31 protein-coding genes and 1 riboswitch are annotated in these 24,883 nt (G+C 44.4%); of the genes, 20 read left to right on the top strand and 11 right to left on the bottom strand.

Annotated elements, in window-relative coordinates:
- Positions 1 to 93: 93 nt before the first annotated feature.
- The 7 genes from AC4EHJ_RS03910 to AC4EHJ_RS03880 all read left to right on the top strand — a co-directional run bounded on the left by AC4EHJ_RS03910 (position 94) and on the right by AC4EHJ_RS03880 (position 5,147).
- Positions 94 to 555, top strand: a complete 462-nt coding sequence (locus tag AC4EHJ_RS03910) for an NUDIX hydrolase (RefSeq protein WP_490974279.1) — start codon at positions 94 to 96, stop codon at positions 553 to 555.
- 65 nt (positions 556 to 620) lie between these two features.
- A complete protein-coding gene (locus AC4EHJ_RS03905; protein WP_490974278.1) occupies positions 621 to 1,667 on the top strand; it encodes a hypothetical protein in 1,047 nt (348 codons plus the stop codon).
- Between the two features lie 159 nt (positions 1,668 to 1,826).
- Positions 1,827 to 2,339 (top strand): DinB family protein, encoded by a 513-nt coding sequence (locus AC4EHJ_RS03900; protein ID WP_490974277.1) that lies wholly within the window; start codon positions 1,827 to 1,829, stop codon positions 2,337 to 2,339.
- Positions 2,340 to 2,465: 126 nt separating this feature from the next.
- Positions 2,466 to 2,840: a YciI family protein gene (locus tag AC4EHJ_RS03895; protein ID WP_490974276.1), complete on the top strand. Its 375-nt coding sequence runs from the start codon at positions 2,466 to 2,468 to the stop codon at positions 2,838 to 2,840.
- 338 nt (positions 2,841 to 3,178) lie between these two features.
- The gene (locus AC4EHJ_RS03890) at positions 3,179 to 3,721 is read left to right on the top strand and encodes a dihydrofolate reductase family protein (RefSeq protein ID WP_490974275.1); all 543 of its coding nucleotides are present in this window, start codon (positions 3,179 to 3,181) and stop codon (positions 3,719 to 3,721) included.
- A 220-nt stretch (positions 3,722 to 3,941) separates the two neighbouring features.
- The gene (locus AC4EHJ_RS03885; RefSeq protein WP_490974274.1) at positions 3,942 to 4,295 is read left to right on the top strand and encodes a hypothetical protein; all 354 of its coding nucleotides are present in this window, start codon (positions 3,942 to 3,944) and stop codon (positions 4,293 to 4,295) included.
- Between the two features lie 57 nt (positions 4,296 to 4,352).
- The gene (locus tag AC4EHJ_RS03880; protein WP_490974273.1) at positions 4,353 to 5,147 is read left to right on the top strand and encodes an aminoglycoside phosphotransferase family protein; all 795 of its coding nucleotides are present in this window, start codon (positions 4,353 to 4,355) and stop codon (positions 5,145 to 5,147) included.
- A gap of 74 nt (positions 5,148 to 5,221) precedes the next feature.
- Here the strand turns inward: AC4EHJ_RS03880 and AC4EHJ_RS03875 are convergent, their stop codons facing one another.
- Both AC4EHJ_RS03875 and AC4EHJ_RS03870 read right to left on the bottom strand, forming a co-directional pair.
- The gene (locus tag AC4EHJ_RS03875) at positions 5,222 to 6,313 is read right to left on the bottom strand and encodes an FAD-dependent oxidoreductase (RefSeq protein ID WP_490974272.1); all 1,092 of its coding nucleotides are present in this window, start codon (positions 6,311 to 6,313) and stop codon (positions 5,222 to 5,224) included.
- 15 nt (positions 6,314 to 6,328) lie between these two features.
- On the bottom strand, positions 6,329 to 6,910 hold the full coding sequence (locus tag AC4EHJ_RS03870; RefSeq protein ID WP_490974271.1) for a CDP-alcohol phosphatidyltransferase family protein: 582 nt from the start codon (positions 6,908 to 6,910) through the stop codon (positions 6,329 to 6,331).
- 194 nt (positions 6,911 to 7,104) lie between these two features.
- Here AC4EHJ_RS03870 and AC4EHJ_RS03865 point away from each other — a divergent pair, with 194 nt between their 5' ends.
- The 6 genes from AC4EHJ_RS03865 to AC4EHJ_RS03840 are packed head-to-tail and all read left to right on the top strand — an operon-like array spanning position 7,105 to position 13,705.
- Positions 7,105 to 8,988, top strand: coding sequence for an FAD-dependent oxidoreductase (locus AC4EHJ_RS03865; protein ID WP_490974270.1), 1,884 nt, complete (start codon positions 7,105 to 7,107; stop codon positions 8,986 to 8,988).
- Positions 8,985 to 9,647 carry a TVP38/TMEM64 family protein gene (locus AC4EHJ_RS03860; RefSeq protein ID WP_490974269.1) on the top strand — a complete coding sequence of 221 codons (663 nt, stop codon included), beginning with the start codon at positions 8,985 to 8,987 and terminating at the stop codon, positions 9,645 to 9,647. Before AC4EHJ_RS03865 ends, AC4EHJ_RS03860 begins: the two co-directional genes overlap by 4 nt.
- Positions 9,648 to 9,680: 33 nt before the next feature.
- Entirely contained in the window at positions 9,681 to 10,928 is a 1,248-nt protein-coding gene (locus AC4EHJ_RS03855; protein ID WP_490974268.1) for an ABC transporter substrate-binding protein, read from the top strand.
- Entirely contained in the window at positions 10,912 to 11,796 is an 885-nt protein-coding gene (locus AC4EHJ_RS03850) for an ABC transporter permease (protein WP_490974267.1), read from the top strand. The genes AC4EHJ_RS03855 and AC4EHJ_RS03850 overlap by 17 nt, the downstream gene beginning before the upstream one ends.
- Positions 11,796 to 12,632 carry an ABC transporter permease gene (locus AC4EHJ_RS03845; RefSeq protein ID WP_490974266.1) on the top strand — a complete coding sequence of 279 codons (837 nt, stop codon included), beginning with the start codon at positions 11,796 to 11,798 and terminating at the stop codon, positions 12,630 to 12,632. Before AC4EHJ_RS03850 ends, AC4EHJ_RS03845 begins: the two co-directional genes overlap by 1 nt.
- The gene (locus AC4EHJ_RS03840) at positions 12,629 to 13,705 is read left to right on the top strand and encodes an ABC transporter ATP-binding protein (protein WP_490974265.1); all 1,077 of its coding nucleotides are present in this window, start codon (positions 12,629 to 12,631) and stop codon (positions 13,703 to 13,705) included. The genes AC4EHJ_RS03845 and AC4EHJ_RS03840 overlap by 4 nt, the downstream gene beginning before the upstream one ends.
- A 92-nt stretch (positions 13,706 to 13,797) precedes the next feature.
- Here AC4EHJ_RS03840 and AC4EHJ_RS03835 read toward each other — a convergent pair whose 3' ends face one another.
- Complete coding sequence (locus AC4EHJ_RS03835) at positions 13,798 to 13,938, bottom strand: hypothetical protein (protein WP_490974264.1); 141 nt, start codon at positions 13,936 to 13,938, stop codon at positions 13,798 to 13,800.
- A 788-nt stretch (positions 13,939 to 14,726) separates the two neighbouring features.
- Between AC4EHJ_RS03835 and AC4EHJ_RS03830 the strand changes: the two genes are divergently transcribed.
- The gene (locus tag AC4EHJ_RS03830) at positions 14,727 to 15,212 is read left to right on the top strand and encodes a GNAT family N-acetyltransferase (RefSeq protein ID WP_490974263.1); all 486 of its coding nucleotides are present in this window, start codon (positions 14,727 to 14,729) and stop codon (positions 15,210 to 15,212) included.
- A 306-nt stretch (positions 15,213 to 15,518) separates the two neighbouring features.
- The gene (locus tag AC4EHJ_RS03825; RefSeq protein WP_490974262.1) at positions 15,519 to 16,277 is read left to right on the top strand and encodes a TerC family protein; all 759 of its coding nucleotides are present in this window, start codon (positions 15,519 to 15,521) and stop codon (positions 16,275 to 16,277) included.
- Between the two features lie 88 nt (positions 16,278 to 16,365).
- On the opposite strand, the gene AC4EHJ_RS03820 is transcribed toward AC4EHJ_RS03825, so the two are convergent.
- From AC4EHJ_RS03820 to AC4EHJ_RS03800, 5 genes are all read right to left on the bottom strand, one after another.
- The gene (locus AC4EHJ_RS03820; protein ID WP_490974261.1) at positions 16,366 to 16,680 is read right to left on the bottom strand and encodes a DMT family transporter; all 315 of its coding nucleotides are present in this window, start codon (positions 16,678 to 16,680) and stop codon (positions 16,366 to 16,368) included.
- On the bottom strand, positions 16,680 to 17,021 hold the full coding sequence (locus AC4EHJ_RS03815; RefSeq protein ID WP_490974260.1) for a DMT family transporter: 342 nt from the start codon (positions 17,019 to 17,021) through the stop codon (positions 16,680 to 16,682). The genes AC4EHJ_RS03820 and AC4EHJ_RS03815 overlap by 1 nt, the downstream gene beginning before the upstream one ends.
- Positions 17,022 to 17,078: 57 nt before the next feature.
- A riboswitch (guanidine-I (ykkC/yxkD leader) is annotated at positions 17,079 to 17,177 on the bottom strand.
- A 94-nt stretch (positions 17,178 to 17,271) separates the two neighbouring features.
- Entirely contained in the window at positions 17,272 to 17,892 is a 621-nt protein-coding gene (locus AC4EHJ_RS03810) for an FMN-binding negative transcriptional regulator (RefSeq protein WP_490974259.1), read from the bottom strand.
- 20 nt (positions 17,893 to 17,912) lie between these two features.
- Entirely contained in the window at positions 17,913 to 18,431 is a 519-nt protein-coding gene (gene paiA, locus AC4EHJ_RS03805) for a spermidine/spermine N(1)-acetyltransferase (protein ID WP_490974258.1), read from the bottom strand.
- Positions 18,432 to 18,453: 22 nt separating this feature from the next.
- Positions 18,454 to 18,906 carry a MarR family winged helix-turn-helix transcriptional regulator gene (locus AC4EHJ_RS03800; protein WP_490974257.1) on the bottom strand — a complete coding sequence of 151 codons (453 nt, stop codon included), beginning with the start codon at positions 18,904 to 18,906 and terminating at the stop codon, positions 18,454 to 18,456.
- 176 nt (positions 18,907 to 19,082) lie between these two features.
- Here AC4EHJ_RS03800 and AC4EHJ_RS03795 point away from each other — a divergent pair, with 176 nt between their 5' ends.
- Positions 19,083 to 19,790, top strand: coding sequence for a DNA alkylation repair protein (locus AC4EHJ_RS03795; protein WP_490974256.1), 708 nt, complete (start codon positions 19,083 to 19,085; stop codon positions 19,788 to 19,790).
- Between the two features lie 41 nt (positions 19,791 to 19,831).
- Positions 19,832 to 20,776: a cation diffusion facilitator family transporter gene (locus AC4EHJ_RS03790; RefSeq protein ID WP_490974255.1), complete on the top strand. Its 945-nt coding sequence runs from the start codon at positions 19,832 to 19,834 to the stop codon at positions 20,774 to 20,776.
- 201 nt (positions 20,777 to 20,977) lie between these two features.
- On the opposite strand, the gene AC4EHJ_RS03785 is transcribed toward AC4EHJ_RS03790, so the two are convergent.
- Positions 20,978 to 21,304, bottom strand: a complete 327-nt coding sequence (locus tag AC4EHJ_RS03785) for a thioredoxin family protein (RefSeq protein WP_490974254.1) — start codon at positions 21,302 to 21,304, stop codon at positions 20,978 to 20,980.
- Between the two features lie 226 nt (positions 21,305 to 21,530).
- On the opposite strand from AC4EHJ_RS03785, the gene AC4EHJ_RS03780 reads away from it, so the two are divergent.
- The gene (locus tag AC4EHJ_RS03780) at positions 21,531 to 21,974 is read left to right on the top strand and encodes a hypothetical protein (protein ID WP_490974253.1); all 444 of its coding nucleotides are present in this window, start codon (positions 21,531 to 21,533) and stop codon (positions 21,972 to 21,974) included.
- Positions 21,975 to 22,039: 65 nt separating this feature from the next.
- Here AC4EHJ_RS03780 and AC4EHJ_RS03775 read toward each other — a convergent pair whose 3' ends face one another.
- Together AC4EHJ_RS03775 and AC4EHJ_RS03770 are read right to left on the bottom strand one after the other, a co-directional pair.
- Positions 22,040 to 22,573, bottom strand: coding sequence for a TVP38/TMEM64 family protein (locus AC4EHJ_RS03775; protein WP_490974252.1), 534 nt, complete (start codon positions 22,571 to 22,573; stop codon positions 22,040 to 22,042).
- A gap of 7 nt (positions 22,574 to 22,580) precedes the next feature.
- A complete protein-coding gene (locus AC4EHJ_RS03770) occupies positions 22,581 to 23,483 on the bottom strand; it encodes an aldo/keto reductase (protein WP_490974251.1) in 903 nt (300 codons plus the stop codon).
- Between the two features lie 79 nt (positions 23,484 to 23,562).
- Between AC4EHJ_RS03770 and AC4EHJ_RS03765 the strand changes: the two genes are divergently transcribed.
- Together AC4EHJ_RS03765 and fur are read left to right on the top strand one after the other, a co-directional pair.
- Complete coding sequence (locus AC4EHJ_RS03765; RefSeq protein ID WP_490974250.1) at positions 23,563 to 24,132, top strand: NUDIX domain-containing protein; 570 nt, start codon at positions 23,563 to 23,565, stop codon at positions 24,130 to 24,132.
- Positions 24,133 to 24,216: 84 nt separating this feature from the next.
- The gene (gene fur, locus AC4EHJ_RS03760) at positions 24,217 to 24,678 is read left to right on the top strand and encodes a ferric iron uptake transcriptional regulator (protein WP_490974249.1); all 462 of its coding nucleotides are present in this window, start codon (positions 24,217 to 24,219) and stop codon (positions 24,676 to 24,678) included.
- Positions 24,679 to 24,883 lie beyond the last annotated feature (205 nt).

The following is a 24,883-nucleotide window of genomic DNA, read 5'->3' as shown; positions in this document are numbered from 1 at the left end:
GGAGTTTTTCGGATGGAAGGGATTTTAAGGCATTGTGCCTTGCTAAATCCGATTGCCCCTATTATAAAGCCAACTTTAATTTAGGAGGATAAGATGAATTACATACAAGACATGCGACAGCTGATTGGTTCCAATATTTTGATGCCTGTTGGATGTGGCATCATCCTTGAACGAGACGGCGAGATTTTACTTCAACACCGTAAAGACAATGAAGTATGGGGAATTCCAGGAGGGGTCATGGAACCGGGAGAAACTTTTATGGAAGCAGCTATCCGAGAAACTTGGGAAGAAACAGGATTAACTGCAACGAATTTGAATTTGTTTGGACTATACTCTGGTCCCGCAGGATTTGCAGAGTATCAAAATGGCGACAAGATTTTTAGTGTTCAAGTTATTTTTCACACCACAGAATTTTCGGGAGAATTGATTCACGAAGCCCTGGAAAGCCACGAGCATCGATTTTTTTCACGCAGCAATTTGCCGCGTTTAAATTCCCATCAAGAGAGATTTATTTTAGATTGGGTGAAGGGAACACTGTTGCCTGTTGTTAAATAGGGATGTTTCCAATTCATTTTCAGGATTTAGAATTTACCTATTATTAGTGAGGAGTTCAATGAAACATGCGTAAGGCAACGAAAGTATTCATTTTAAGTATTGGTTTATTGTTTATCTTTTTCTCATTTCAAGATGATAACTTTAAAGAATATTTTTATGAAAAAGAAATGGAAAGAACATATGAGATCAAAGAATTAAATGAGATGCACAAAGGCATTCGGACCAAACAGACCTTTGCTGGCAAGACGATTGAAACTACGCATGAATTTTTAGATGGCCCTGCTTTCTCAGGGAAATACGATAATACCATTCGACTCGGCAATATCAAAATTACAGTTGATGGGGAAGAAATTGCAGCACTCGAATCTTTTCCGATTGAAGTGATGATATCTGAATTAAAAACAGAAAGCTTAAATCAATATGGCTCGTTCGTTTCGTATTGGCATATTATAAATAAGAAAACAGAAAAAGCATCTTTTGCAATTGTTCTCCAATCAACAAGAGAAATCGTCAAACCGAATATGGATGGTTATATTCCGATTGAAGATCAGGATTATCAAATCATAACGGTAGATGAAAGCGGTACAGTCGAGACAGAAGCGTTTGCATTTAAAGACCGTTCCAAGCTGCAAACACAATTATTACCCTCGATGGACGCTTGGGGTGTGGGGCATTACGTCGATATAGCCAGCTCTTTCCCTGTTTTGTTTTTCTTTCCTATTATCACGTTTTTTATCGGAATTTTAATTGTTTTGGGTATTCTCGTCCTTTTGTTTTTCCGTTATAAAAAAATCTCATTCAACTTTGAACGATTTGCTGTTAACAAGAATACTATTTTGATTGCCAGCATTGCTTTTTCGGCTTTAGCCATTCTAATTTTTGTGAAAGGCTTTTTTACAGCATATGGCCAGCTTGTAGCAGGAATTTCAGAAGTCATTTCCATTGTATTAATGGCAATCTATTTAAAACTGCGCTTCTCGTTTAGGTGGTTTACTGCATTTTTGATTTTTATCGGCTTGCTGATCATTAGCCAAATTATCCTTGCAGTTCTTATGTTTATTTTTTATTATATTCTTCCTCAATACACGGAGAATCCTAATTTCTTCAATTAAATACATCAAAAAAAGAGCCTTTATGCGAAGGCTCTTTTTTTAGTTAAATAGTGCTAGTAAATAATGTCATATTTAAAAGACAAATAACGGTATAATTAAGGAAGTTCTAAATGGCGGAAATTTCAGTTTTTATTTAAATTATAAAAAAGGAGGATTTAGATGAATGGCAAAGAGTTGCTGATCAATTTCAAAAATGATTTGAACAACTATACTTCTGAGCAACTTCGGCATATACCGGAAAAAGGCGTCTGGTCGCTAGGACAGATGTATGACCACGTTATTGTGGTCGCGCAGGAGTATCTCGATTACATGGAATCGTGTGCAGCTTTAAATGAGGAGCGGGCACACGGCAAAACCCGTTTTGGTGAGCAGTTAATGAGAGAAGGAGGATTTCCGCCTATTAAAATCAGGCTGCCGGATGAAATGAATGCCCCGCCAAATAATTCGGATAGCAAAGAAGTGCTGAAGGACAGGTTGGAAGAGGTCATTCAAAGACTAACCCAATGGGAGTCGAAAGTGGATGCGGTCAACCTGAATTATAAAGTGAAGCATGGAGGATTCGGCTGGTTGAATGCAAGGGAATGGTACGACTTGGTCGAAATGCATTCACGCCATCATCTGCGTCAACAGCGTGAGTTGGAGAACCTTATTTTAAAAGAGGCTGGGCAGTAAAGAATAATGGCAGGTTTTTTGTGTTTAAAAGATTTAGTTAGCTCGATTTTAATGTTTGAAGAAATTTATAAAGATTCTAGTGATGCGTTTAAGTGATAATCCAATTCAAGAAGGAGGTTTTTTGAAATGAAATACCAATGTCTGGGCTTTTTTGATAAAGAGAAAATGGACGCTCTACCAAAAGAGGAAATTGAGGCGATTATGCTGGAATGCCAGCCTTATCTCGAAGAATTATACAAAAGCGGCCATATGCTGATGGATCTTGGGGTTGCTCAAGAAGTGAAAAGCTTGAAACGTATTGATGGTAAGGTAGAAATCGATGCGGACCCGAAAGCCGAGCCTGCGAGAGTTTTGGGCAGCGTGTTTGTCATCGAGGCACAAGATATGGATGAAGCGATCCAAGTGGCTTCGCAACATCCAACCGTACAGGTCAGCAGTGGGGAACAACTTGGCTGGGAACTGGAAATTCGGCCTGTCCACACGTTCGAAATGAAATCTTAGAGAACTTGAAGTGTTTTTTATTCCCTAATGTTCGTTTTCCAGTAGCTTGGCATAACGCCCCAGTGTCATATTGCGCCTAATCTTCTTTTGACATCGTATTATAGCCCAATCTGAGCATCGCGCCTTTTCCTTGCAGCAAGTAAATGCTGAGAATCACGAATAGGATGGTCACACCAGGCGGGACAATCATTTCCATGGACCATGATCTAACACATCGTTTCGATTGGTTCTGGCTTTTTCACGCGTGTATTCGCCTTGGTTATTATACTCATCTGGTTCGGGAAAGTTTCACGTTAATCTGAATTGGCTTGAAACAATTAAGCAAGGAGGGAAATGGCATGTCGAAAGTGTGTGTGGGAATGGTTGTTTCGCTTGATGGTTTTATTAGCGACCGGAATGGAGACTTGGGCAAGCTTTATGCAAGTTTTAAACCGAACGAAGAAATTAATGCGATGATGGCGCAAACAGGGGCAGTTGTGATGGGCCGCAACACCTTTGCGATGAGCAAGGATCCGGATGCATACGCAGATAATTACGAGTTTCAGGTTCCATTGTTTGTGCTGACGCATCACCCTCCGGCCAAGCACCCGAAGGAAAATGATAACTTAACGGTTACATTCGTTACCGATGGCGTTGAAAGTGCTGTTCAGCAAGCAAAAGCCGCTGCGAAAGACAAAAATGTAGTGGTGCTTGGAGCGGACGTAAGCCAGCAGCTATTGAAAGCGAACTTGGTAGATGAATTGCAGATTGCGATCGCGCCCATACTGCTCGGTAGGGGGATTCGCTTGTTCGAGCATTTGGAGGAACTTGAAATTAAATTGGAAAAACTGCGGACGATCGAGACCAATGAGCAAGTCGAAATCTGGTATAAGGTTGTTTAGCCTGCTTTTTTAAACGGAACCCCGAACGAGGACACTGATAAAGTGTTCCTTATTCGGGGTTCCCTTTGGTAATGATTTTTCGGAAACATGTCTGAGCATGTTAAAAAATTCTCTGTCAATACCAAAAGCGTTCGTCTTACCGATCCCCACATAATGTATATTAAATATAATGCTAATCTCAAAATTCTGTAGATAGCTTAAAGCGATAGGAGCAATTTGGATGTTCGAAACCATAACATGGCGTATTATGATCGATGCGAAGACCAAAGAAAAAGCACAAAAAATTGCAGCGAAATTATCAAACGAATTAGGAGAAATCAGGATTATTTCTTTGGAACGGTATTGGAAGGACAAGTCAAATTTTGAGTTGACATGCTCGACACCCTTGCACGTAGAACGGCCCGAAGACGCAGTGTTTCAAATGCTCCAAATTGCCGGTCATTTAGGCAATGAACTTTATGTAATGGGCCCGAGAACATATGAGGGAAACCAAGTGGAATTTGAAGGTGTTTGTGCGGCTCCGAAAACAATCGGAATCAGTTGGTTCAATTTTGAAATCGATAATTTCAGCTAAATGGTTTCAAGCTTATTTATTAGCCTGCAGTAAATCCAATTAGGGAGGGATATGTATATGTCTGACTCTGAAAAAGAAGTGAAGTTAACAGGGGGAAATGTCTCTGGCGTTTACCTGTTGGGCAAAACCGTGCGGCGGGAACTAAAACCGGAAAGCCCCCAAATTCATAAATTACTAAAGCATTTGGAAAACAAGGGCTTTCACCATGCACCAAAGTTTTTAGGCATTGATGACAAAGGAAGAGAAATCCTATCGTTTATAGAAGGCGAAGTAGGGAACTATCCTGTGAAAGAATATATGTGGAGGGATGATGCTTTAAAGGATATTGCAAAAATGCTGCGGCTATATCATGATGCAATAAGCGATTTTGCATTTGACGACAGCTGGCAGCCGTTGGACAATACACCTTCGCAATATGAGGTCATTTGCCACAACGATTTTGCCCTTTATAATATTGTATTCAACGATAAAAGGCCAGTCGGCATAATCGATTTTGATGTGGCTGGACCCGGCCCCAGGCTTTGGGACATAGCTTACACGCTTTATACGTGTGTTCCGTTAAGCAGGTATAATCTTCTTCAGACAGACGGGGAGCCGGTTTATTATGATGCATCCACAGATGCTGACCGCATAAGACGAAGAGTTGCCCTGTTTTTTGAAGCTTACGGCGAGGAAATAGGAGGAGATTACCTCGAAATGGTGCTGCTGCGATTAGAAGGGTTATGCAAAACAATCACGAGAAAAGCCAGTGAAGGTGATGCGGCTTTTCAAAAGATGGTAACAGAAGGGCATGTAGAACATTATAAAAACGAAATCGAATTTATTCGCAGGCATGGAAAAGAGTGGACTTGAAAAGGCATTTTAATGAAGGAGAGGCAATAGAAAAAATCATGCTGATTTAGAAATCGGCATGATTTTTTCTATTTTTATTCATAAAGATCTTTATATCGCTTCATAAATTTGCGGTCGATGTGCTGTTTGATCTGCCAAGGGATCTTCCCGTGGAAGGAGTGCTTGCCGTAAGTTAGGAAAGCTTCGCCATCTCCAGTCGAGAGGATGGAAATGAACTGTTTCTGAGGTTTGAACGGAATCAGTTTATCGCCGGATAAGCTGTTTTTCAGGTTTTTCCAAAGGACAGGGCCTTGCCGCACAGCATAGACGCCGTTTTTGGTGAGCTTCGGGTAGCGGTCAATCGAGATACAATCCCCGCCACCAAAAATTTCAGGGTGCCCGACACTTTGCAGTGCTTTGTTGACGAGCAGATATCCGCCGGCATCCGTCGGCAAAACGCTATTCCTGAACACATTATCACTTTCAGGTCCCGTCAGCCATAAAACATCCGATTGTGGATAAGCAAGCCCGGTACTGGTCAAGACATTCTGGGTGTCAATCGCATCAACCAATAAGCCAGTAAAAAAAGGCAAAGCTTTTCGCTTTGCGATGGTTTCGATTTTTTTCGAGACAGAAGCGCTTTCTTCAGACAGCAGATTGGCCGAACTGAACAATACAGCATTGGCACGAAATGCATGCCGTTTTCGCCAGGCTTGGATGGAAAATGCCAGCTCCACTCCAGCCGCACCGCCACCGACAATGACAGGATGGGCGGAATTCCGCAGCCGCAGCAATTGATCCGGGAACCGGAAATTGGGTTTAATCGAAGAAACCTGGTCTTTCAACACCTCCGGAATAGCGGTGCGCGAACCGATATCAAACGACACCAGATCATAGCGATAAACGGCGCATCCTTCACCCTTCATCGTTTTCGCTTGTGCATCGACAGCGACTACAACGTCTTCGATAAATGTGCAGCCGATCTTCTCGCAAAGTCTGGCGAGATCGATCCGAATATCGTCAAGGCTATAAACGCCTTCCGTATATCCTGAAAACATCCCCGAATAATATTGAAAGCGCGAAGCGGAGATCAGCACGACGCGCAAGTTTTCCGGAGGCTCGATTTTCATCTGCTCCAAGCAATGCAAATGTGCATGTCCACCGCCCACTAATAATAGGGTCTTCATTAACTTTTACTCCTTCTATTTCAGAATCCGCTTCGCTTCAGCCATGCGCTGGAAAATGGTGATCAATTGCACCACAATAAAAATTAACGTTATGGCGGTCAGGTATGTTGAAAATACGATCATCAGGGTAAAGAGTATAAAGCCTTCTGTCCGTTCAGCCAGGCCGGCTTGATAATAAAAAGACTTCATGCCTTCTTTTTCGGACAAAGCCCCGACCGTCAAAAACACCGTCATGCCGACGATGATGGAAACACTGAGCAGCAATAATGCCCACATAGAATCCGGAAAGCGGAACGCCAATCCCAAAATGACGCTGATTTCAACGATGCGGTCAAAGCTGATATCCAGCAAAGTGCCCCAGGAAGAAGGTTTGGTTTTCCGTGCCATGGTACCGTCCACGACATCCAAATAGCCGGAAAGCCATAGCACTAATACGGCGATGAGCGGTTGGTCCAAATAGATGAAGAGGCCAGAGGATACGCCAATGGCAAATGCGATTTTGGTTATCCCATCGGCAGAGAAACCCATTTTCAGCAGAAAGTCAGCTGTTTTTCCTACGGTAGGTTGAACATGTTTTCGTGCATGTGTATCGAGCATGGAGATCACCTTTTCATTATCATGATAATTTCAGTATATAATATGTTTCCATTCTAAACCCGTAATCCCCCTCTGTATAAGCAATTAGGGCTAACTGCCGCTATTCACTGGGACCGGAGAGCTATGAAGGGTAAGTGTTTTATCTTTTTTGGTAAGATGTACATAATTCAAGAAATAGAAAGGAATTGGTCGAGATGGTGAAAAAGTATGATATCGCAATAATTGGAGCCGGAGCAGCTGGTTTGACAGCCGCTTTTACAGGAGCGGGGTTCTCGAAAAGTGTCGTACTGATCGACAAGAACTTGCCGGGCGGGGAATGTACATGGTCAGGCTGTATTCCCAGCAAATCACTGATTAATATCGCTAAAGAAGTCCATCACGCCAAAAAGTACAGCCCGAACCTGGAGATCGACACATCTATTGTATTGAACGACATCCAGGACGTCATTCAAAAAGTATATGCTGGCGAAACCCCTGAAGTGCTGAAAGGGTCAGGCATCGATTTTATCAACGGCTACGCTAAATTCATCGGACCACATTTAGTGGAAGTGAATGGAGAACGCATAGAAGCGAAGAAAGTCATTCTTTCCACTGGAACTTCTCCTATGGTTCCGCTAATCGACGGTTTGGACAAAGTACCGTACTTGACGAATGAAACCATCTTTACTCAAAAATCTTTCCCGAAAACAATGACGATTCTCGGAGGCGGAGCGATCGGCGTAGAGTTGAGCCAAGCCTTGAACCGCCTCGGCGTCAAAGTGACGCTTGTGGAGAAATTCGAGCGGATCTTGCCGAAAGATGAAGAAGAGCTGGTATTGATGATTCAGCAGCGTTTGATTGAAGAAGGCGTTACGATCCATACAGGAGCGACTGCTGTCAAAGCTGAACAAAAAGGCAGCCAGATCGATTTGAAAATCAAAAAAGACGGCAGCGAAACGACGGTTACCAGTGAAGGGCTGCTGGTTGCGCTAGGGCGTGAAGCGAATGTCAAAGGCTACGGACTAGAAAAAGCGGGCGTGGAATTCACGGAGAAAAGCATCACAGTGGATGATCATTTGGAAACCACGGCTAAAGGCGTCTACGCAATCGGTGATGTCGTCGGACCTTACCAATTGTCGCATATGGCGAATGCACAGGGCATTACTGCTACGCAAAACGCGATTTTGCCAATCAATAAAAAAATGGATTATGAGCATGTCACGTGGTGTACATACACGGATCCTGAACTTGGCCGTTCAGGAATGTCGGAAGAGGAAGCCCGTGAAAAATACGGCGATTCCATCCGCATCTATGAACACGATTACGCGGATTTGGATCGTGCCAATACGAAAAAAGAGAGCATTGGCAAGGTGAAAATCATTCTGGATAAAAAAGGCTTTATTCTAGGGGCGAGCATCCTGGGTGATCGCGCCGGTGAAATCATCAGCCAAATTCAGACCATCAAATCATTGCACATCAATATGGGCAAATTATCCGGTGTGATTCACCCGTATCCAACTTACAGCGAAGTGCTAGTTAAAATCGGCAAGAAAGTATATGTCGATAATTTATTGAACCAACCGCTAGTGAAAACTTTTAATCAAGCAAAAGCAGGGGAACTTCCAGCAGGGAAAATTGCAGTTTACGGCGCTGTCGCTGCAGCGGGAATCGGCATTGCCGATATGGCGGTCAAAAATAACATCAAGCCAAAACTGGGTGTTGAAAATGGCAGTTTGAAACCGATGCCGTCGACGCCGAATGCTGTGTCGTCGCAATCCCTTGACAGAGACAAATATGTTCCGGCATGGCCATATAACGGCAGCAAAAGCGAAGCGAAAAAGAATGTCATCGGCATGTTGAAAGGCTATGAAGGCGTCACGGTTTTGCAGGATGACGACAATTACGTCTATGCGGTTGCGCGATCGAAAACGATGCATTTCAAGGACGATATCGAATTTTACTTTAACGATGCGGCGCGGCAAATCGAATTCCGTTCGGCTTCACGTGTCGGCTATTCAGATGCAGGAGTCAACCGCAAACGGTACGAAAAAATGAGAAACCGTTATTTCGGCATCTCGACCCATACCCGCAACTCATGAGCAAAGAAACCGTTCGCCAAATAGGAAAATGGCTCTTGCTTGCTCTTGCAATCGGCATAGCTATTTGGCTCAGCCGCTCGGTTTTTCAAATTGACGCGAATAGCATACGCAGCTGGATTCTGTCGTTTGGCATTTGGGCACCCATCATCTACATCATCATTTACACAGTGAGGCCGCTGATCTTTTTTCCGGCATCGGTTTTATCCATAGCCGGAGGCTTGGCGTTTGGTGCATGGCTGGGCACTCTTTACACCATCATTGGTGCAACAATGGGTGCCATGCTGTCATTTTATGTCGCAAAAATCTTGGGGACCCGTTTGGTACGCGGAAAATGGACCGGCAACGCCGGGAAAATCCAATCCCAGATGGAACATAACGGTTTTTTCTACGTGTTGCTGTTCCGGTTGATTCCGGTCATCAATTTTGATTTGATCAGCTATGTTGCGGCGCTGGCAAAAGTCCGTTTTGGCTCTTTTGCATTGGCTACCTTTATCGGCATCATTCCTGGCACTTTTGCTTATAATTTTCTGGGCAGCAGTTTTGTCAGCGGCAACCCGAAAATCATCATTCTGGCAGCTGCAGTCTTCATTATCTTGACGGTGGTGCCGATTGTCATACGAAATCGATGGAACAAAAAACAGGCGAGCGACACCAAATAAGAAGTTAATTAACGGATTTAGGAAGTGGGAACAATGAGGAAATATTCTTTTTTAGCAATAGGGGTACTGACGTTTGCGTTAGGGGCTTGCTCGCAGGCAGCAGAAAACGGTTCTGACATAGGATCATCAGACTTGCTGGCGAGCGATTGGCCGGCAGTAGCCGAAGCCGCCTCGGGGCAAGAAGTCAATATGTATATGTGGGGCGGCAACGACAACATCAACCGCTATCTCGATGAATGGGTAGCTCCGCGTATGAAAGAAGAACACAATGTCGAGCTGACTCGGGTGCCGATGAACGATGCGCAGGATATCATCAATCAATTGCTCGATGAGAAATCGGTCGGCAAAGCCGATGGCAGCATGGACATCATTTGGATCAACGGCGAAAATTTCAAAGCTGCGAAAGACAACGGACTGCTGTGGGGCGATTTCAGCGGACAATTGCCGAATTTTATGGATTATATCGATGCGGACGCACCTGAAATCGCAGAAGATTTCGGGGAGCCGGTTGACGGCTTGGAAGCACCGTGGGGCCAAGCGCAATATGTTTTTGTGCACGATGAAAACAAATCGCCGAAACCGCCGAAATCAATGGCGGATCTGGCCCTTTGGGTCAAAGAAAATCCGGGGCAGTTTACGTACCCGGCGCTGCCTGACTTTACGGGCAGTGCGTTCATCCGCCACGTCTTATATGAAACGACAGGCGGGCATGAACAATACGAGCAGCCCGCAGCGGAAATCGATGATCTGGACTCCCGGTTCGAACCGATGTGGCAATACTTGAACAAAATTGAACCATTTTTATGGCGTGAAGGCAAAACCTATCCGGAGAGCCTCGCCAAACAGGACCAATTGTTTGCGAGCGGTGAAATTGGTATGACGATGAGCTACGACCCAGCGCTTGCCGCTAGTGAAGTGCTGAAAGGCCGATTCCCTGAATCGACCCGTACGTTCTTGCTGGACGGAGGAACGCTTGCCAATACCCATTTCCTGTCGATTCCATTCAACTCCTCTGATAAGGCAGGGGCCATGGTCGCGATCAATGAATTGCTGTCGCCAGAAGCCCAGACCGCTAAACTGTCTCCTGAAAACTGGGGTGATTTATCGGCGTTGGATTTGGAGAAGTTATCTCCTGAACAGCGTCAAGCCATGACCGATGTGGATTTGGGTAAAGCGACATTGCCTTTGGAAGAACTGGAAGCGAATCGCTTACCGGAATTATCAGCGGATTACATTGAAATCATCGAAAAAGGGTGGATAGAACATGTTGCAAAAGACTAAGCCATTTCTTTTGCTGCTGCCAGCCACCGCCACGATTGTCCTCCTGTTTTTTGGGGGACTTTTTGATGGGCTGCTGAAAAGTCTGGGGTATTTTCCCGCTATCGGGGAAACCCAGCTAGAACTTACTGCATATACCGGGTTGCTTCGCTCACCCGATTTTTGGGAGTCGCTTGTCCTGACCACGAGAGTCGCAGCCTTGTCATCCTTGATTGCGGCGACACTTGGCGGCTTCATTGCGATTTTCGTGTTTATGTTCACTGAGTCCGCGAAATCGGGGGCTACACGATTATGGCACCGCTTGTTCCAGCTGCCGCTGACGATTCCGCATCTCGTCGGCGGCTATATCATCGTTTTGCTGTTTATGCAAAGCGGTTTTTTGTCGAAGATTCTGGCCACTGCCGGATGGATCGACAGAATCGCAGATTTTCCGGTATTGGTCAATGATCCGTTCGGCTGGGGCATCATCATGGCATATGCCTGGAAAGAGGCTCCTTTTGTATCGTTGATGATTTATCCGGTATTGACGCGCATCCACCGCTCCTGGCGCGATGTATCCAGGGTTTTTGGCGCAAAGAGCTGGCCATTCATCCGCGAAATCTTACTGCCGGCCATTTTGCCCGCTTGGACCATCGCGGCTTTTATCGTTTTTGTCTTTACATTTTCCGCATTCGAAGTGCCGTATTTGCTGGGTGTCACTTACCCAAGCATGCTGCCGGTTTATTCGTATCAGCTCTATACAAGCGGCACATTAGCTGACCGGCCGGAAGCACTTGCCGTCAATATTATCCTGGCTACTTTGACGATTCTTCTGGGGCTAGCCGTCTATTTCTTCAGCAAGCGTTGGAATGTCTTAAAGGGGTGGGACTAATGAAGCAAAGCACTAATTTGATCAAACTGTTTTTCTTCATCATCGCCTTCATTGTCATCGGGTTTCCATTCCTTCCATTGCTTTTGTCGAGCGTGTCGTTTGGCTGGCAATGGCCGAACGTCCTGCCTGAGTCCTACAGTTTCCGAGCCTGGGAATATGTGCTGGCCAGCAGCTCGGATACATGGCCGGCAGTAGGGGTCAGTCTGCTGATTGCGGGCATCGTCACTGCGGTGAACATCTTGCTTGCTGTACCGGCCGCCAATGCCTTGTCGCGCAATAAATTCACTGGCAAATGGCTGGCAGAAGCCATCATATTTGCTCCGATTGTCATTCCACCTTTCGTTGCCGTCATGGGCATCCATTTGACGTTCTTGCGCCTCGGATGGACAGAGACGATATTCGGCGTTGTCCTGGCTCATCTTTCGCCGACATTGCCTTATATGGTGCGTGCAATCATGATCAGCTATAACACTTTATCTGTCGACTGGGAAGACCAGGCACGCATGCTGGGGGCGGGTCCAGGTTCGCGTTTTTTCCACGTCGTGCTGCCGCATTTATTGCCGGGCATCGCAGCGGGTGCAAGTTTGAGCATCCTAATTTCCTTGAGCCAATATTTGATCACGTTCCTCATCGGCTCGGGCCAGGTTGTGACTTTGCCGATCCTGCTGTTTCCGTTCATCAGCGGGGGAGATCCTGCCATTGCATCCGCTTATTCGCTGCTGTTTGCGGGAATGGCCATCTTGACATTGCTGGTGATGGATGTAGCATTGAAGAACTATTATAAAAACAAAAAAGCCTCAACGAATAAAGACCGGCGGAGAGGAGTGGAACTGTGAACGATTTGCGCATCATCAATATTAAAAAACAATTTAAACAAACAGAGCGTAGAGGCGATCCGGCGTTTTCTCTTCAGCCCGTCCAGTTGACAATCCGCGAAGGTGAATTTTTCTCGCTGCTTGGCCCATCCGGCTGTGGCAAGACGACGCTATTGAAATTAGTCGCCGGGTTGCTTCAGGCCGACAGCGGCGAAATCTGGGTAGGCGACACCGATTTAACAACGGTCCCGTCCGAAGCAAGAAAGTTCGCGATGGTGTTCCAGCAATCCTTGCTGTTTCCCCACATGACGGTAGAGGACAATGTGGCGTTCGGTCTAAAGATGCAGAAAGTTGGCAAAAAACAGCGGCTCGATGAAGCCAGAACGATGCTGGAAAGAGTCGGCTTGCGCGGCTATGGCAATCGGTTCCCGGACGAATTGAGCGGCGGCCAACAGCAGCGCGTGGCGTTGGCGAGAGCGCTTGTTGCCAATCCCCGGGTACTGCTGATGGATGAACCGTTCAGCGCATTGGACCCGAGCCTGAGGGAAGAAATGAGGGAGCTGCTGAGCCGGATCCAAAAAGAGTTCCGCGTCACCGTTTTATTCGTTACGCATGACCGGGAAGAAGCATTTTATTTGTCGGACCGAATCGGCGTCATGAGCGAAGGGAAATTGCTGCAAGTGGGCCATGCCCGAGACTTGTATGAACGTCCTGCCAGCACAACAGTCGCTTCGTTCTTGGGATTGAAAAACATCATTCCTGGGACAGTCAGCGACGGCCGCTTTTCTTCCGTCGACGGTAACTTTGGGTTTCCGCTAGATGACACCGTCATAGCCGGATCTTGTTTTATGATTATCCGTCCGGAAGCGCTTCAGCTTGCGTCTAACGACTTTTTACCGAAAAAGGGCTTGATGCATGTCAGTGGGGTGATCCAGAAGCTGAGATTCAACCAAGGATTTTATGTATGCAACGTGCTAGTGGGCAACCAACCCTTTGAATGCGCATTATCGAGCCGAGAAATGGAAAACGCAACAGCCGGGCAGAGGGTTGAATTAATGGTGGATTTGAAAGATGTATGGATAGTGGAAAAATGAGAACTTTAATGAAGAAGTGAAGTTCGGTAAATTTATGAATGAAAAATCCGCAAATGGAACCGCTGTAAAAGCGCATGCCATTTGCGGATTTTTTAGTTTCCGGTTATCAAATTTAAAATCCCTACAATCGCATACATTGCTCCGCTAACAATCACCACACCGGCAAGGAAATAACAAAACAACTTCAGAATATCAAAAATCGCTCCGGCTAAATCATCGATGAAACTTTTCATAAGCTGAATTGCTCCTTTTACTGGAATGCCTTAGCATCAAAATTTGTTATTAAAAACTTTTTAATATTTTTTAGATGAAATAATGTTAAAATATGTATATTTTAAAGATAGAGTCATATATAGTAATAAAGGTTATATTTTGTAAAATATATTTTACCTTCGATAAAGAATAAAGCGACGTGTTAAAAACCTAGCATCGCTGTAAAAAGCAATGCAAAAAGAAAACTTGTAACGAGAGACATTATCCAATGGACTTTACTGCTCAATCCCAAAATTTTATTCACTATGAAGTTAATAATTAATATAGCTAAAAACACGACAATGAGCGTTATTGTGTAATATAAAAACAATTAGTTTCCAGCGCCTTTCGAGAATGAAATAATTTAACAGCCTTTCTTTTTAAGAAAGAACTGCTTCTTTTACTTTTTCTTTCTATTTTTTAAGCGCAAAAGGGAATATATTAGCCAGCCTATTAAAACCACTAAGAACGCAGCATTTTGATATTTGTATTCGGCAAATAACAAAACAAACATCCCAATGATCGCTATAGGCAACATGATGTAGAACCAAATTCTAACTTCTTTATTTTTAAAGCTTAAAGTGATCCGGCCATTCAAATACTCTACCTCGCCTAAACCGTTTTATTCAATATTCTAAGTATACATTTTTGGGGTTAAATGGAATATAGGATAAGTGATTTATTTATACTTAAATGAATTTTTAGATTTAGAAAATCTTTTACACCTAAAATTAAAGATTATGCATGTAAAAAGAGGGGGATTTTAAATATGGGTTTTTACATCCGAGATATGGAAAAGAGAGATATAAAAGCAGTTCAAAGTGTAGCAAGGGAAAGTTGGAAAACCACTTATACTGGAATAATTCCACTGGAAATTCAAGAAACATTTTTAGGAAGCGCCTATAGCGATAACATGATGCACAAACGCTTGGAAGTTTCTTCTCTTTACGTTGCTGAAGTGACAGGGGAAATCGTTGGATTTGCTAATTTCTCTACAGTGAAACAAGGAGGTATTGCTGAATTGGGTGCGATATACCTCCTTTCGAAATATCATGGTAAAGGTATCGGAACAGCCCTTCTTCGGGAGGGCATTAAGAATTTAAAGGGGGCACAATCGCTTATTGCTGATGTAGAAAAAGAAAATAAATCTGGAGTAACTTTCTATCAAGCCAAGGGGTTTCATACCCATTCTGAGTTTGATGACAATCTGGATGGACTTAATACAAAGATGCTTCGTATGGTCATGGACATCTAAACTAACAAGAGCATTGAAAGAAAGTTAGGATGTTCTTTCATTGTCTAACAGCTTTCAGAAATCTCTGTCATTAAATGGACAATTTTTCTTCTTTGCAGGTCCTTATTAAATGGTATAGTAATCTTACAACTCAATAGACTCTGACTTCATGTCAAGGGGGAGTAGCTATAGGGAAACCTATTTCACAGTCGTCATTACATGGTTCGTAGCCATCGGTTGTGATAGCAAAATTTTGCTTAGCGAGACCTTTGCCTTTTATTAGGCAAGGGTCTTTTTTGTTGGCAAAAATTAGGAGGAGGATGAAAGATGGAAGCAATTTTATTGGAGTATTTGTGGGTGTTGCTGGTATTAGTTGCACTAGAAGGGCTGCTGGCTGCAGATAACGCTGTTGTCATGGCGGTCATGGTCAAGCATTTGCCGAAAGAACAACAGAAAAAAGCCTTGTTTTATGGGTTGATGGGGGCCTTTATTTTCCGTTTTGCGGCATTGTTCATGATTACGATATTGGTGGATGTATGGCAAATTCAAGCTTTGGGAGCGGCTTATCTGCTGTTCATCGCGATTAAGCACATTTACGATCAGCGGAAAGGGAAAGAACATTCCCTAGAGCCCGAAGCAACTAAAGGATCAGGCTTTTGGATGACTGTTTTAAAAGTGGAATTGGCGGATATTGCCTTTGCAATCGACTCGATGCTGGCTGCAGTAGCACTCGCAATTACACTGCCGCATTTAGGGAGTGCGGAAATCGGCGGAATCAACGGCGGGCAGTTTGCCGTTATGCTTGCCGGAGGCTTGGTTGGACTTGTCATCATGCGATTTGCCGCCCATAAATTCGTCAAGTTGTTGGCGGACTATCCGCAATTGGAAACTACAGCGTTTGTAATCGTCGGTTGGGTGGGTGTCAAGCTGTTGGTGCTTACGCTGGCGCATAAAGACTTGGGAATCCTTCCTTACGACTTTGCCCATTCCACGGAATGGAAGCTGATTTTCTGGGGTGTACTGCTCGGAATAGTGGTTGCAGGAGCATTGGTCAGTATCAAGAAAAAGAAAGCGCAAGAAATATAAGAGCGTTAAACAATCAACAAAATATGTCCATAAAAAAGAAGAAACTCATCGCCGAGTTTCTTCTTTTTTCATTGGGGGGGGGGGAGAATCACGCTACAAGCTTTAATCCCACGGCCGCGCCCAAAACAAGAGCGATAAAGAAAATCCGCTTCGTGTCTTTGGATTCATTGTAATAAAGCATGCCCAGTATCGCCCCGCCGGACGCGCCGATCCCCGTCCAAATGGCGTAAGCGGTGCCCATTGGCAAAGTTTCCATCGCATACGCCAAAAAGGCGAAACTCGAACCGAATGCGAGCACCAACAGCGAAAAAGCTTGCCAATTTCGATCTTTGTTCAGTTTGCTGATCATTGCCACGCCGAACATTTCGCAGATTCCTGCTAAAATCAATGCCGTCCAAGCCATTATGCTTCGCCTCCTTCAACAGGTTCATCATTAGTTACTAATTTCAAACCGACTACTCCGGCTAACAACACGCCAACTAATACAATTTTTTCGATTTTAAACGGTTCATCGAAAAAAACAATCTCTGAAAGGACAGTACCTGCCGTTCCAAGTCCGACAAAAACTGCATAGACGGTGCCGACCGGCAGTTTCCGTCCCGCGTTGATCATGGCAGAAAAACTGATAACGATTGCTACGACAGTAGTAGCCCATTCCGCAAAGCCATCGGCATGCTTCAAGCCGATAACCCAAACCACTTCAAAAACAGCGGCAATGATGACTTTCAACCAATCCGAATTCATAAAATCTCCTCCTTATATTGACGGAAATAAAAAGCCTGAGAGAACTGTAACAACAGTTTCTCCCAGGCTTTTGTCCTTCCGTGACACAGCAGAGCTGTGAGTTTTCTCTCGGACCAGTCCAGCGTCAGATGCTGCGGAACCCTAGAAAACATTTCAGTTATGCAATTAATGACAATAATACACGCTTCTTAAAGTATTTTCAAAAGAAAGGACTCTTTACTCTATTTTCACCTGTTTCGGAAGGAAGTTACTAAGATTTCTTCATCTTCTTTTCCATTACTTCGGCCATTTCGGATGCATCTGTATTTTCTTCCTTGTGCAATTGATCAATGATGTTCTTGTAATCCGTTGAGGTTCGGTTTTGGCTGATTTTATAAGCAGCCTGAACTTCGGTCACTTGAATCTTGAAGCCGACTATTCCTTTCAGTTCTTTTTCCAGCATGGAAGGGGAAAGTGTCTCCAACAAAACAGGATGTTCTCGATGTTGTTCATATTTTTGCATCAACTTAGCCAAGTCCGCTTTTAACTCAGCTTCATCCAATAGTTTGGCTGCACCATATAAATGAACAGCTTGGTAATTCCATGTCGGAACATTTTCTTTTTCATACCACGAAGAAGAAATATAGGCATGCGGCCCTTGAAATGTGATTAGCACATCACCGCAAGTATCGAATGTCCGCCATTGGGGATTTCCATAAGCCATATGCCCAGTGATGAAATAATCATTATCTTCTTTCACTAATTGGAGCGGCAAATGCGTCGCAATGGGTTTGCCATTCTTTGTGGTGATTAATGTGCCGAATGAATTCGTGTGGATGAATTCTTGGATTTCATTCAGATCTGTGAGCTTAAAATGTTTAGGAATATACAATAGAATCCGCCTTTCAAAAATTATTGGAGTGTTTTGGTTAAAATCAAATCGACTTGCTCGTCATCGCCCATAAAGAACGAGTGCGAACCCGTTTGGACAAATCCTTTTTTCTGATAAAACGCAATAGCGTTTGTGTTGTCTTCCCACACGCCTAGCCAAATTGCCTTTTTCTTCTCGTCCAAAGCGATCTCGAATGCTTTATTCAACAGCGCTTTGCCAAGGCCGTGCTTGTGGAATTGCTTTTTTACATAAATCCGTTCAATTTCCAGTGAAGCGCCGCCCATCACTTCTGTCTGTGCCTCATCCATATTGACTTTCAAGTACCCAGCGATTTTGTCATCCCAATAAACGAAAAAGAAATGCGAAGAAGGATTAGCGAGCTCCTGCTCCAACGCATCTAAATTATAAGCCTTTTCTATATAGGCAGCCAGATGCTCAGGGGAATTTTGTTCTTTGAATGTCTCCGTAAACGTGTCAACACTAATTTTTTGAAGCTCACTTGCATTCTCAAAGTTGTACTTTTTGATGGTAATAGTCATTGGAAAGGTAGCTCCTTTAAGGTTAATAGTTTCGCTTATGGCCTTTTTTGACGGATTCCCAATCTTTTTCGATATTTTTTCTGATTCGCTGCAGCATTTGGAACGACATTTCGGTTTCTTCTTCCGAAAAGCCCTCTAATGCGACAAAATCGGAATGTTCATTTTCTCTTTTGATGAAAGGGTAGACCATTTTCCCTTTCTCGGTGGGGAAGAGCCGTTTGATTTTTTTGTTGTCAGGATCATCTCTTTTTTCAATAAAACCACTTGCTTCAAGTTTTTGAATAGCGCGCGTTGCGGTAGAGCGATCTACTTTAATTAAATCGATTAATTGTTCTTGAATGATTCCTGGGTTTTCAAAAATCCGCACCACGTATAAGTATTGGCCTTTCGTCAGATCGAATTCTTTAAACTCGATGTTGCTGATGGAATCCAATGCTCTTGCAATCATGCCAATTTCGCGCAAAATTTCTTTCATATCAATCTCCTTAGTGAATGTTCTATTGTAAAAGTAACTGAATTCAGTTTAATGTATTTTTATTGCATTTGCAATAAAAAATCTCCATTTAAGAATCAATGCATGAACGTTAGTGAAGTAGTGTAAACTTAATTTGAAGAATTATTTACTCTGCTTGTTGAAAGGAAGGGAAAAATATGGATTTCGAAACAGTCATGCGAGAGCTTGAAGCTCTTGGCAAGGAACGAACGAAAAAAATATACCTGTCCAATGGTGCTCACGAGCCGCTTTTTGGCGTAGCTACAGGGGCGATGAAGCCCATCAAGAAGAATATAAAAATAGACCAGGATTTGGCTGACAAGCTTTATGCCACTGGCAATTACGATGCCATGTACTTTGCAGGCGTTATCGCCGACCCGAAAGCCATGACAAAGGAAGACTTCGACCGCTGGATGGAAACGGCGTATTTTTACATGATTTCCGATTATATTGTAGCAGTGACTTTGTCAGAATCGAACATTGCACAAGACGTTTCCGATAAATGGATTGCAAGCGGCGATGAACTGAAGATGTCCGCCGGCTGGAGTTGTTATTGTTGGCTGCTGGGCAACCGCAAAGACGAGGAGTTTTCAGAAAGAAAAATTTTTGATATGCTTGATACCGTGAAAAATACGATTCATATTTCTCCGGAACGCACGAAATCTGCGATGAATAATTTTCTTTATACTGTGGGAGTTTCCTATTTGCCGCTCCATGAAAAAGCGCTGGAGATATCAGCCGAAGTAGGCATAGTGGAACTGAAAAAGGACAATAAAAAAAGCAGTTTCCTGAACGCTTTGGAAAGCATTGAAAAAGAAAAGGCAAGAAGCAGGATCGGTTTTAAGCGGAAGTATGTAAGATGTTAAAATAAAAACAGCACCAGCATATAGGATGGGAGAGGATGGAAATGGACAGCGGACATAACCATTCCCATGACAAGAACAAACGGACGCTGAAAATTGTGTTTGGGATTACGGCTGCATTTATGATTGTCGAGTTCATCGGCGGTTATCTGACAAACAGCTTGGCGCTGATTGCGGATGCTGGCCATATGCTAAGCGATTCGGTGTCGTTAGGCGTCGGCGTTCTGGCATTTACACTCGGAGAAAAAGCGGCAAACCGTTTCAAGACCTACGGCTATAAACGTTTTGAAATACTGGCGGCGGTCTTTAACGGAGTGACGTTAGTGCTTGTCGCAGTTTACATTTTTTACGAAGCGTACCACCGTTTCGCCGATCCTGTGGAAGTGAAATCACTGGGAATGCTGACGATTGCCGTAATCGGGCTGCTCGTGAATCTGTTGGTGGCATGGATCATGATGCGTGGCGGCGATACAAAAGAAAACCTGAATGTGCGTGCAGCGTTTTTGCACGTGCTAAGCGATCTACTGGGATCAGTCGGTGCGATTATCGCGGCTTTGCTGATTTTCTTCCTCGGCTGGAACTTTGCCGATCCGCTGATGAGTGTTATCGTTGCGTTGCTTGTATTGACGAGCGGATGGCGCGTTACAAAAGAAGCAGTTCATGTGCTGATGGAAGGGACCCCGCGCAATGTCGACCTTGACGAAGTGGTAGTGGCCATCAAAAACATCAACGGAGTGGTCGACATCCATGACCTCCACGTCTGGAGCATCACAAGCGGCCAAAATTCTTTGTCAGGGCATGTCGTGATTAAAGAAGGCACAACGTTCGAGGAATGCCAGCAGCTTTTACGCCGGATTGAAACGCTTTTGGCAGACATGAAAATCGGCCACGTCACGATCCAAATGGAAAACAAAGAACATCCACACGACAACAACATCATCAGCCGGATTCACGAAGAACACGGCGGCCATGAACATCATAAGCATTAGAAAAATTGCCCGGCACGCCGTTTACATTGGCTTGCCGGGCAATTTTTTCATTTATGAAGTGCTGGTTTGAATTGCTGTAAGTTAAAGGTGATTTGCCGCAAGTAAATCTTGTATTCCGCAAGTAAATGTTCGTAAATCGCTTTGCGCCTGCATAAACCTCTGTTCGGCCCGTGGTTCTGCCGAACTTAATGGCAAATTTCCTTACGAATAATATCCTTCGTAGATTTTGCCGATTTTTTGTTCAAACTCATCGACATGGACGAAGCGGGCTTCCCGAAGGATTTCCTTGCCATTCGAAAACAAAATCAGCACCGGTGCTGTGAAAATCGATAAATGGCCAGCAAGTTCCGGAATGTCGGCCGCGTTGACCTGGCGTGTTTGGATATTCGGGTATTCCTCAAACACTCTTTTTATTTGAGGGAGAAGCGCATGGCATACGCCGCACCCTGTTGTCAGGACGTACAGGAAATTCAAACCTGATGCTGTTTCGAACTCTTTTACTTCGGCCAGTGTTAATAATTCCCTCAAAACAATCAGTCCTTCCGGTAATATAGCTGTTTTCGATGCTACTCTTTCTGCTGGCTCGCGATGAAGCACATTCTTCCTTATACCAACATATCTCTTAACTTAGCACCTGTCATGTTATTGTGTGGACATTACGCTTGTATTAAAAATGAAGGTCAAATGGTTAATGCGAAATATATAAGGTATATTGGCAGTTTACGGATTAAGTAATTGAAGGGGGAAGGAACCGATGAAAACTTCACTTTTGAAAACTACCGCACCTGCATTAGCCATCATTTTGGTATTTGCTGCGCCCACTGCATTCGCCGGCAACGAAAATGGCACTATAAACAGTTCAATTGCTATTAAAGAGCGGACCCAAATTGAAAAAGCTGTTGAACCGATAGAAAATAAGGTTTTTGCGGTCAATGATGAAACAGCCGCAATCACTGAAGCCTTGAAATCTAAAGACGCATTGACACTGGAAGAATACCGTAATTATGAACAGCGCCTAGCTTCCATATTTAATCGATTGGGCGAAGCAAGACAAGATATCACTGCCGTTTCCAATCAATACGGTGATGGATCCTTGCATGTTGCTGGTGTGGGTGTGGCGGTAGGGGCTTCCTTATCCGTTGCACTGGACACTAGAGAGCAATTGGAGACGATTGGCATCGAAACGGAAAATCAGTGAGGCCAACAAAAATTGGAAAGCTGCTTGCGACGTCTAAATTTGACTTTGCAGGCAGCTTTTTTATTTTATTTAGCGGAGCGATGTTTGGTGATTAGCCACCCCAAAAGCGTGGCCGCGAGCAGCACCGCCAGTATGAGGTATTGATAAAAAATGGGGACCACTTGCGTGAATCCATAAACTGCTGCGACTTCAAAGGCAACGGCGGGAATCTTGCCGATGGTACTGGCCAGCAAAAATGAGCCAGTGCGGATCGGAGTTGCCGAAGCGGCTGCTGTCACCAGTCCGGACGGCATAAACGGAAGTAGCCGAAGAGCAATGATGCCGAAGAAGATTTGGCTGGCATTCCGGCTATGCAAATAGCGCCAAAGCCGGTGCTGGCGCCACTCGTCTTTCATCTTTGAAAAACCGAAGCGATACAAGTGGAACCCAATCCAAACCCCGAACACTTCGCCGATCATAGAAAGCAGCATGCCGGCGCCGAGACCGTACAAGGAAATATTCAGAGCGGTCATAAAAAAGCTGGGAATAAACCCGACCGCTCCAATCAGCAGATTGCCGGCGATCACAGCGAGTAATTGCAAAATGAACAATATATCCATTTAACTTTTACTCCCGGTGTTCCTGGTAGCGATCTTGCTTAGTCAGTTCCTTGGCGCGTCGAATCTGTTCAACTGATACAGTTGTGTCGTAGGCTGTGAGCGTTTCACGGAGCTGATTCGCAGAACTGGCACCAGCAATGACAGAAGCCACAGTCGGATTGTCCAATACGCTGTGCACAGCTAAGGCATTCAAATTATCGTGGATTTCCATCAAACTTTGTAGAACGGCTTTCAGCTCAGCATCCCCATAGGTCAGATAACCATTCCCGTCAGCAGCTCGCTTCAATCCGCTGTTCGTCAACAAGCCTCTCGCCAAGGAGCCGCGCGTCACGACGGAACGTCCTGCTGCACCAATTTCCTCCAAGAATTCTTCCGGGCGGCGATCCAGCAAACTGTACTGCATCATAATAGAAGCAATGTGACTGTCCGCCAAAAAGCGTTTGATGACATTAGGCCGAATGGAAGAGATGCCGTATGCCCGAATCAGCCCTTCTTTTTTCAAAGTTTCAAATGCATCGATCGTTTCTTCGCTATTGTCGGTTATCATGCCTCCGTGCAGCTGATAGACGTCTATGTAATCCGTCTGCAGGCGCAACAAGCTATTGTGGACCTGTTTCGTGATGTAAGGCTTCGTGGCATTCCACTTTACTTCATCCGTATGGCTATTCCATTCATTGCCGACTTTCGTCGCAAGGACGATATCCTTCCGGCTGCCTTTCAGCAATTCACCAACGAGCTCTTCATTTTTGCCTTTATTGTAAAAATCCGCCGTATCAAAGTAATTGATGCCTTGTTCGAGTGCTTCGTGCACAATTGCTTTTGCTTCCGGAAGATCGAAAGGCAAGGACATGCATCCTAAGCCAATCTCGCTAATTTCGATTCCACTATTTCCTAGAATATTCTTTTTCATGCAGCCACCCCGTTTAGTATGTCGTTTCTCTTATGGTATACTTTGCGGTAGAGAAATAACAAACGAAAAGAGGTTTCCCATGAAAAAATTTGAAGAGAAAACCATCAGTTCAGAGCGGATCTACGAAGGAAAAGTCATCAACTTAAAAGTCGACGAAGTTTCACTGCCAAATGGCCATACATCAAAGCGTGAATTGGTGGAACATCCGGGAGCCGTCGCGCTTATCGCCTTGACACCTGAAGGCAAACTGATTCTGGTTGAGCAATACCGCAAAGCGCTGGAGCGTTCAATCATCGAAATACCGGCTGGCAAAATCGAAAAAGGCGAAGAGCCTTCCTATACAGCAATGCGTGAACTGGAAGAAGAGACAGGCTACACCGCAGAGCGGCTCCAATTGATCCAATCGTTCTCAACTTCTCCAGGCTTCGCGGACGAAGTCATTCATGTCTACGGAGCGGTCGGCTTGAAAAAATCCGAATCCGGCGCAATATTGGATGAAGACGAGTTTGTCGATTTGCTCGAAGTTACCATCGAAGAGGCAGAACAAATGATGAAAGATAACCGGATTTTTGATGCAAAAACTGCTTTTGCCGTCCTGTGGGCAAAACAACACTTAGTAAATGAGAATAGCCAAGCCCTTAGATTATAATCATTCTAAATAAAGAATGATTATATTTCTTGTAAATGAGAACCGTCTTTTGATATAATAAAGGCAGTTTAGGGAGGGCGTCGCATGGAAACTAGAATTGACCGTATTAAAAAACAATTGCATGCTGCCAGTTATAAATTGACGCCACAGCGTGAAGCGACTGTCCGGATCCTGTTAGACCACGAAGAAGACCATCTCAGTGCGGAAGACGTCTATCTACTAGTAAAAGACATCGCACCGGAAATCGGATTGGCGACTGTGTATCGGACATTGGAATTATTGACTGAATTGAAAGTTGTCGACAAAATCAACTTTGGTGATGGCGTATCACGCTATGATCTGCGCCAGGAAGGCGCAGCCCATTTCCATCATCACTTAGTATGCATAGAGTGTGGAGCAGTAGACGAAATACAGGAAGACCTGCTAGAAGATGTGGAAGCCGTCGTAGAAAAACGGTTCAACTTTCAAATTAAAGACCACCGTCTTACTTTTCATGGCATCTGCTGGCGCTGTCATGACCGCAGCTCCCAAGATGCATCCCAATGACTGGTGAGAAAAGGAAGGACGGCCCTGATAGGCCGCCCTTCCTTTTTCTATTCTTAGAAGGTTAAATGTCAGATATTCCGCAAAAAAGCCCCGCTAAAACATATGCTCCTGTCTCTGCATCGCTTCGCTAGCTTCGAGACATTAAAGTGCGTTGCATCGCTGCGCTGCATTATCGCAAAGATATGGCAGAACTACCTTCGGCCAT

The sequence above is a fragment of the Planococcus sp. TJ-301 genome (genome assembly GCF_058268475.1).
Note: the sequence above shows the minus strand (reverse complement) of the source record. Positions and strands in the feature narration are given on the sequence as shown.

Coding starts and splice junctions, on each gene's coding strand:
- AC4EHJ_RS03910 (WP_490974279.1), top strand. CDS start 94: ATGAATTACATACAAGACATGCGACAGCTGATTGGTTCCAATATTTTG.
- AC4EHJ_RS03905 (WP_490974278.1), top strand. CDS start 621: ATGCGTAAGGCAACGAAAGTATTCATTTTAAGTATTGGTTTATTGTTT.
- AC4EHJ_RS03900 (WP_490974277.1), top strand. CDS start 1,827: ATGAATGGCAAAGAGTTGCTGATCAATTTCAAAAATGATTTGAACAAC.
- AC4EHJ_RS03895 (WP_490974276.1), top strand. CDS start 2,466: ATGAAATACCAATGTCTGGGCTTTTTTGATAAAGAGAAAATGGACGCT.
- AC4EHJ_RS03890 (WP_490974275.1), top strand. CDS start 3,179: ATGTCGAAAGTGTGTGTGGGAATGGTTGTTTCGCTTGATGGTTTTATT.
- AC4EHJ_RS03885 (WP_490974274.1), top strand. CDS start 3,942: ATGTTCGAAACCATAACATGGCGTATTATGATCGATGCGAAGACCAAA.
- AC4EHJ_RS03880 (WP_490974273.1), top strand. CDS start 4,353: ATGTCTGACTCTGAAAAAGAAGTGAAGTTAACAGGGGGAAATGTCTCT.
- AC4EHJ_RS03875 (WP_490974272.1), bottom strand. CDS start 6,313: ATGAAGACCCTATTATTAGTGGGCGGTGGACATGCACATTTGCATTGC.
- AC4EHJ_RS03870 (WP_490974271.1), bottom strand. CDS start 6,910: ATGCTCGATACACATGCACGAAAACATGTTCAACCTACCGTAGGAAAA.
- AC4EHJ_RS03865 (WP_490974270.1), top strand. CDS start 7,105: ATGGTGAAAAAGTATGATATCGCAATAATTGGAGCCGGAGCAGCTGGT.
- AC4EHJ_RS03860 (WP_490974269.1), top strand. CDS start 8,985: ATGAGCAAAGAAACCGTTCGCCAAATAGGAAAATGGCTCTTGCTTGCT.
- AC4EHJ_RS03855 (WP_490974268.1), top strand. CDS start 9,681: ATGAGGAAATATTCTTTTTTAGCAATAGGGGTACTGACGTTTGCGTTA.
- AC4EHJ_RS03850 (WP_490974267.1), top strand. CDS start 10,912: ATGTTGCAAAAGACTAAGCCATTTCTTTTGCTGCTGCCAGCCACCGCC.
- AC4EHJ_RS03845 (WP_490974266.1), top strand. CDS start 11,796: ATGAAGCAAAGCACTAATTTGATCAAACTGTTTTTCTTCATCATCGCC.
- AC4EHJ_RS03835 (WP_490974264.1), bottom strand. CDS start 13,938: ATGAAAAGTTTCATCGATGATTTAGCCGGAGCGATTTTTGATATTCTG.
- AC4EHJ_RS03830 (WP_490974263.1), top strand. CDS start 14,727: ATGGGTTTTTACATCCGAGATATGGAAAAGAGAGATATAAAAGCAGTT.
- AC4EHJ_RS03825 (WP_490974262.1), top strand. CDS start 15,519: ATGGAAGCAATTTTATTGGAGTATTTGTGGGTGTTGCTGGTATTAGTT.
- AC4EHJ_RS03820 (WP_490974261.1), bottom strand. CDS start 16,680: ATGGCTTGGACGGCATTGATTTTAGCAGGAATCTGCGAAATGTTCGGC.
- AC4EHJ_RS03815 (WP_490974260.1), bottom strand. CDS start 17,021: ATGAATTCGGATTGGTTGAAAGTCATCATTGCCGCTGTTTTTGAAGTG.
- paiA (WP_490974258.1), bottom strand. CDS start 18,431: ATGACTATTACCATCAAAAAGTACAACTTTGAGAATGCAAGTGAGCTT.
- AC4EHJ_RS03800 (WP_490974257.1), bottom strand. CDS start 18,906: ATGAAAGAAATTTTGCGCGAAATTGGCATGATTGCAAGAGCATTGGAT.
- AC4EHJ_RS03795 (WP_490974256.1), top strand. CDS start 19,083: ATGGATTTCGAAACAGTCATGCGAGAGCTTGAAGCTCTTGGCAAGGAA.
- AC4EHJ_RS03790 (WP_490974255.1), top strand. CDS start 19,832: ATGGACAGCGGACATAACCATTCCCATGACAAGAACAAACGGACGCTG.
- AC4EHJ_RS03780 (WP_490974253.1), top strand. CDS start 21,531: ATGAAAACTTCACTTTTGAAAACTACCGCACCTGCATTAGCCATCATT.
- AC4EHJ_RS03775 (WP_490974252.1), bottom strand. CDS start 22,573: ATGGATATATTGTTCATTTTGCAATTACTCGCTGTGATCGCCGGCAAT.
- AC4EHJ_RS03770 (WP_490974251.1), bottom strand. CDS start 23,483: ATGAAAAAGAATATTCTAGGAAATAGTGGAATCGAAATTAGCGAGATT.
- AC4EHJ_RS03765 (WP_490974250.1), top strand. CDS start 23,563: ATGAAAAAATTTGAAGAGAAAACCATCAGTTCAGAGCGGATCTACGAA.
- fur (WP_490974249.1), top strand. CDS start 24,217: ATGGAAACTAGAATTGACCGTATTAAAAAACAATTGCATGCTGCCAGT.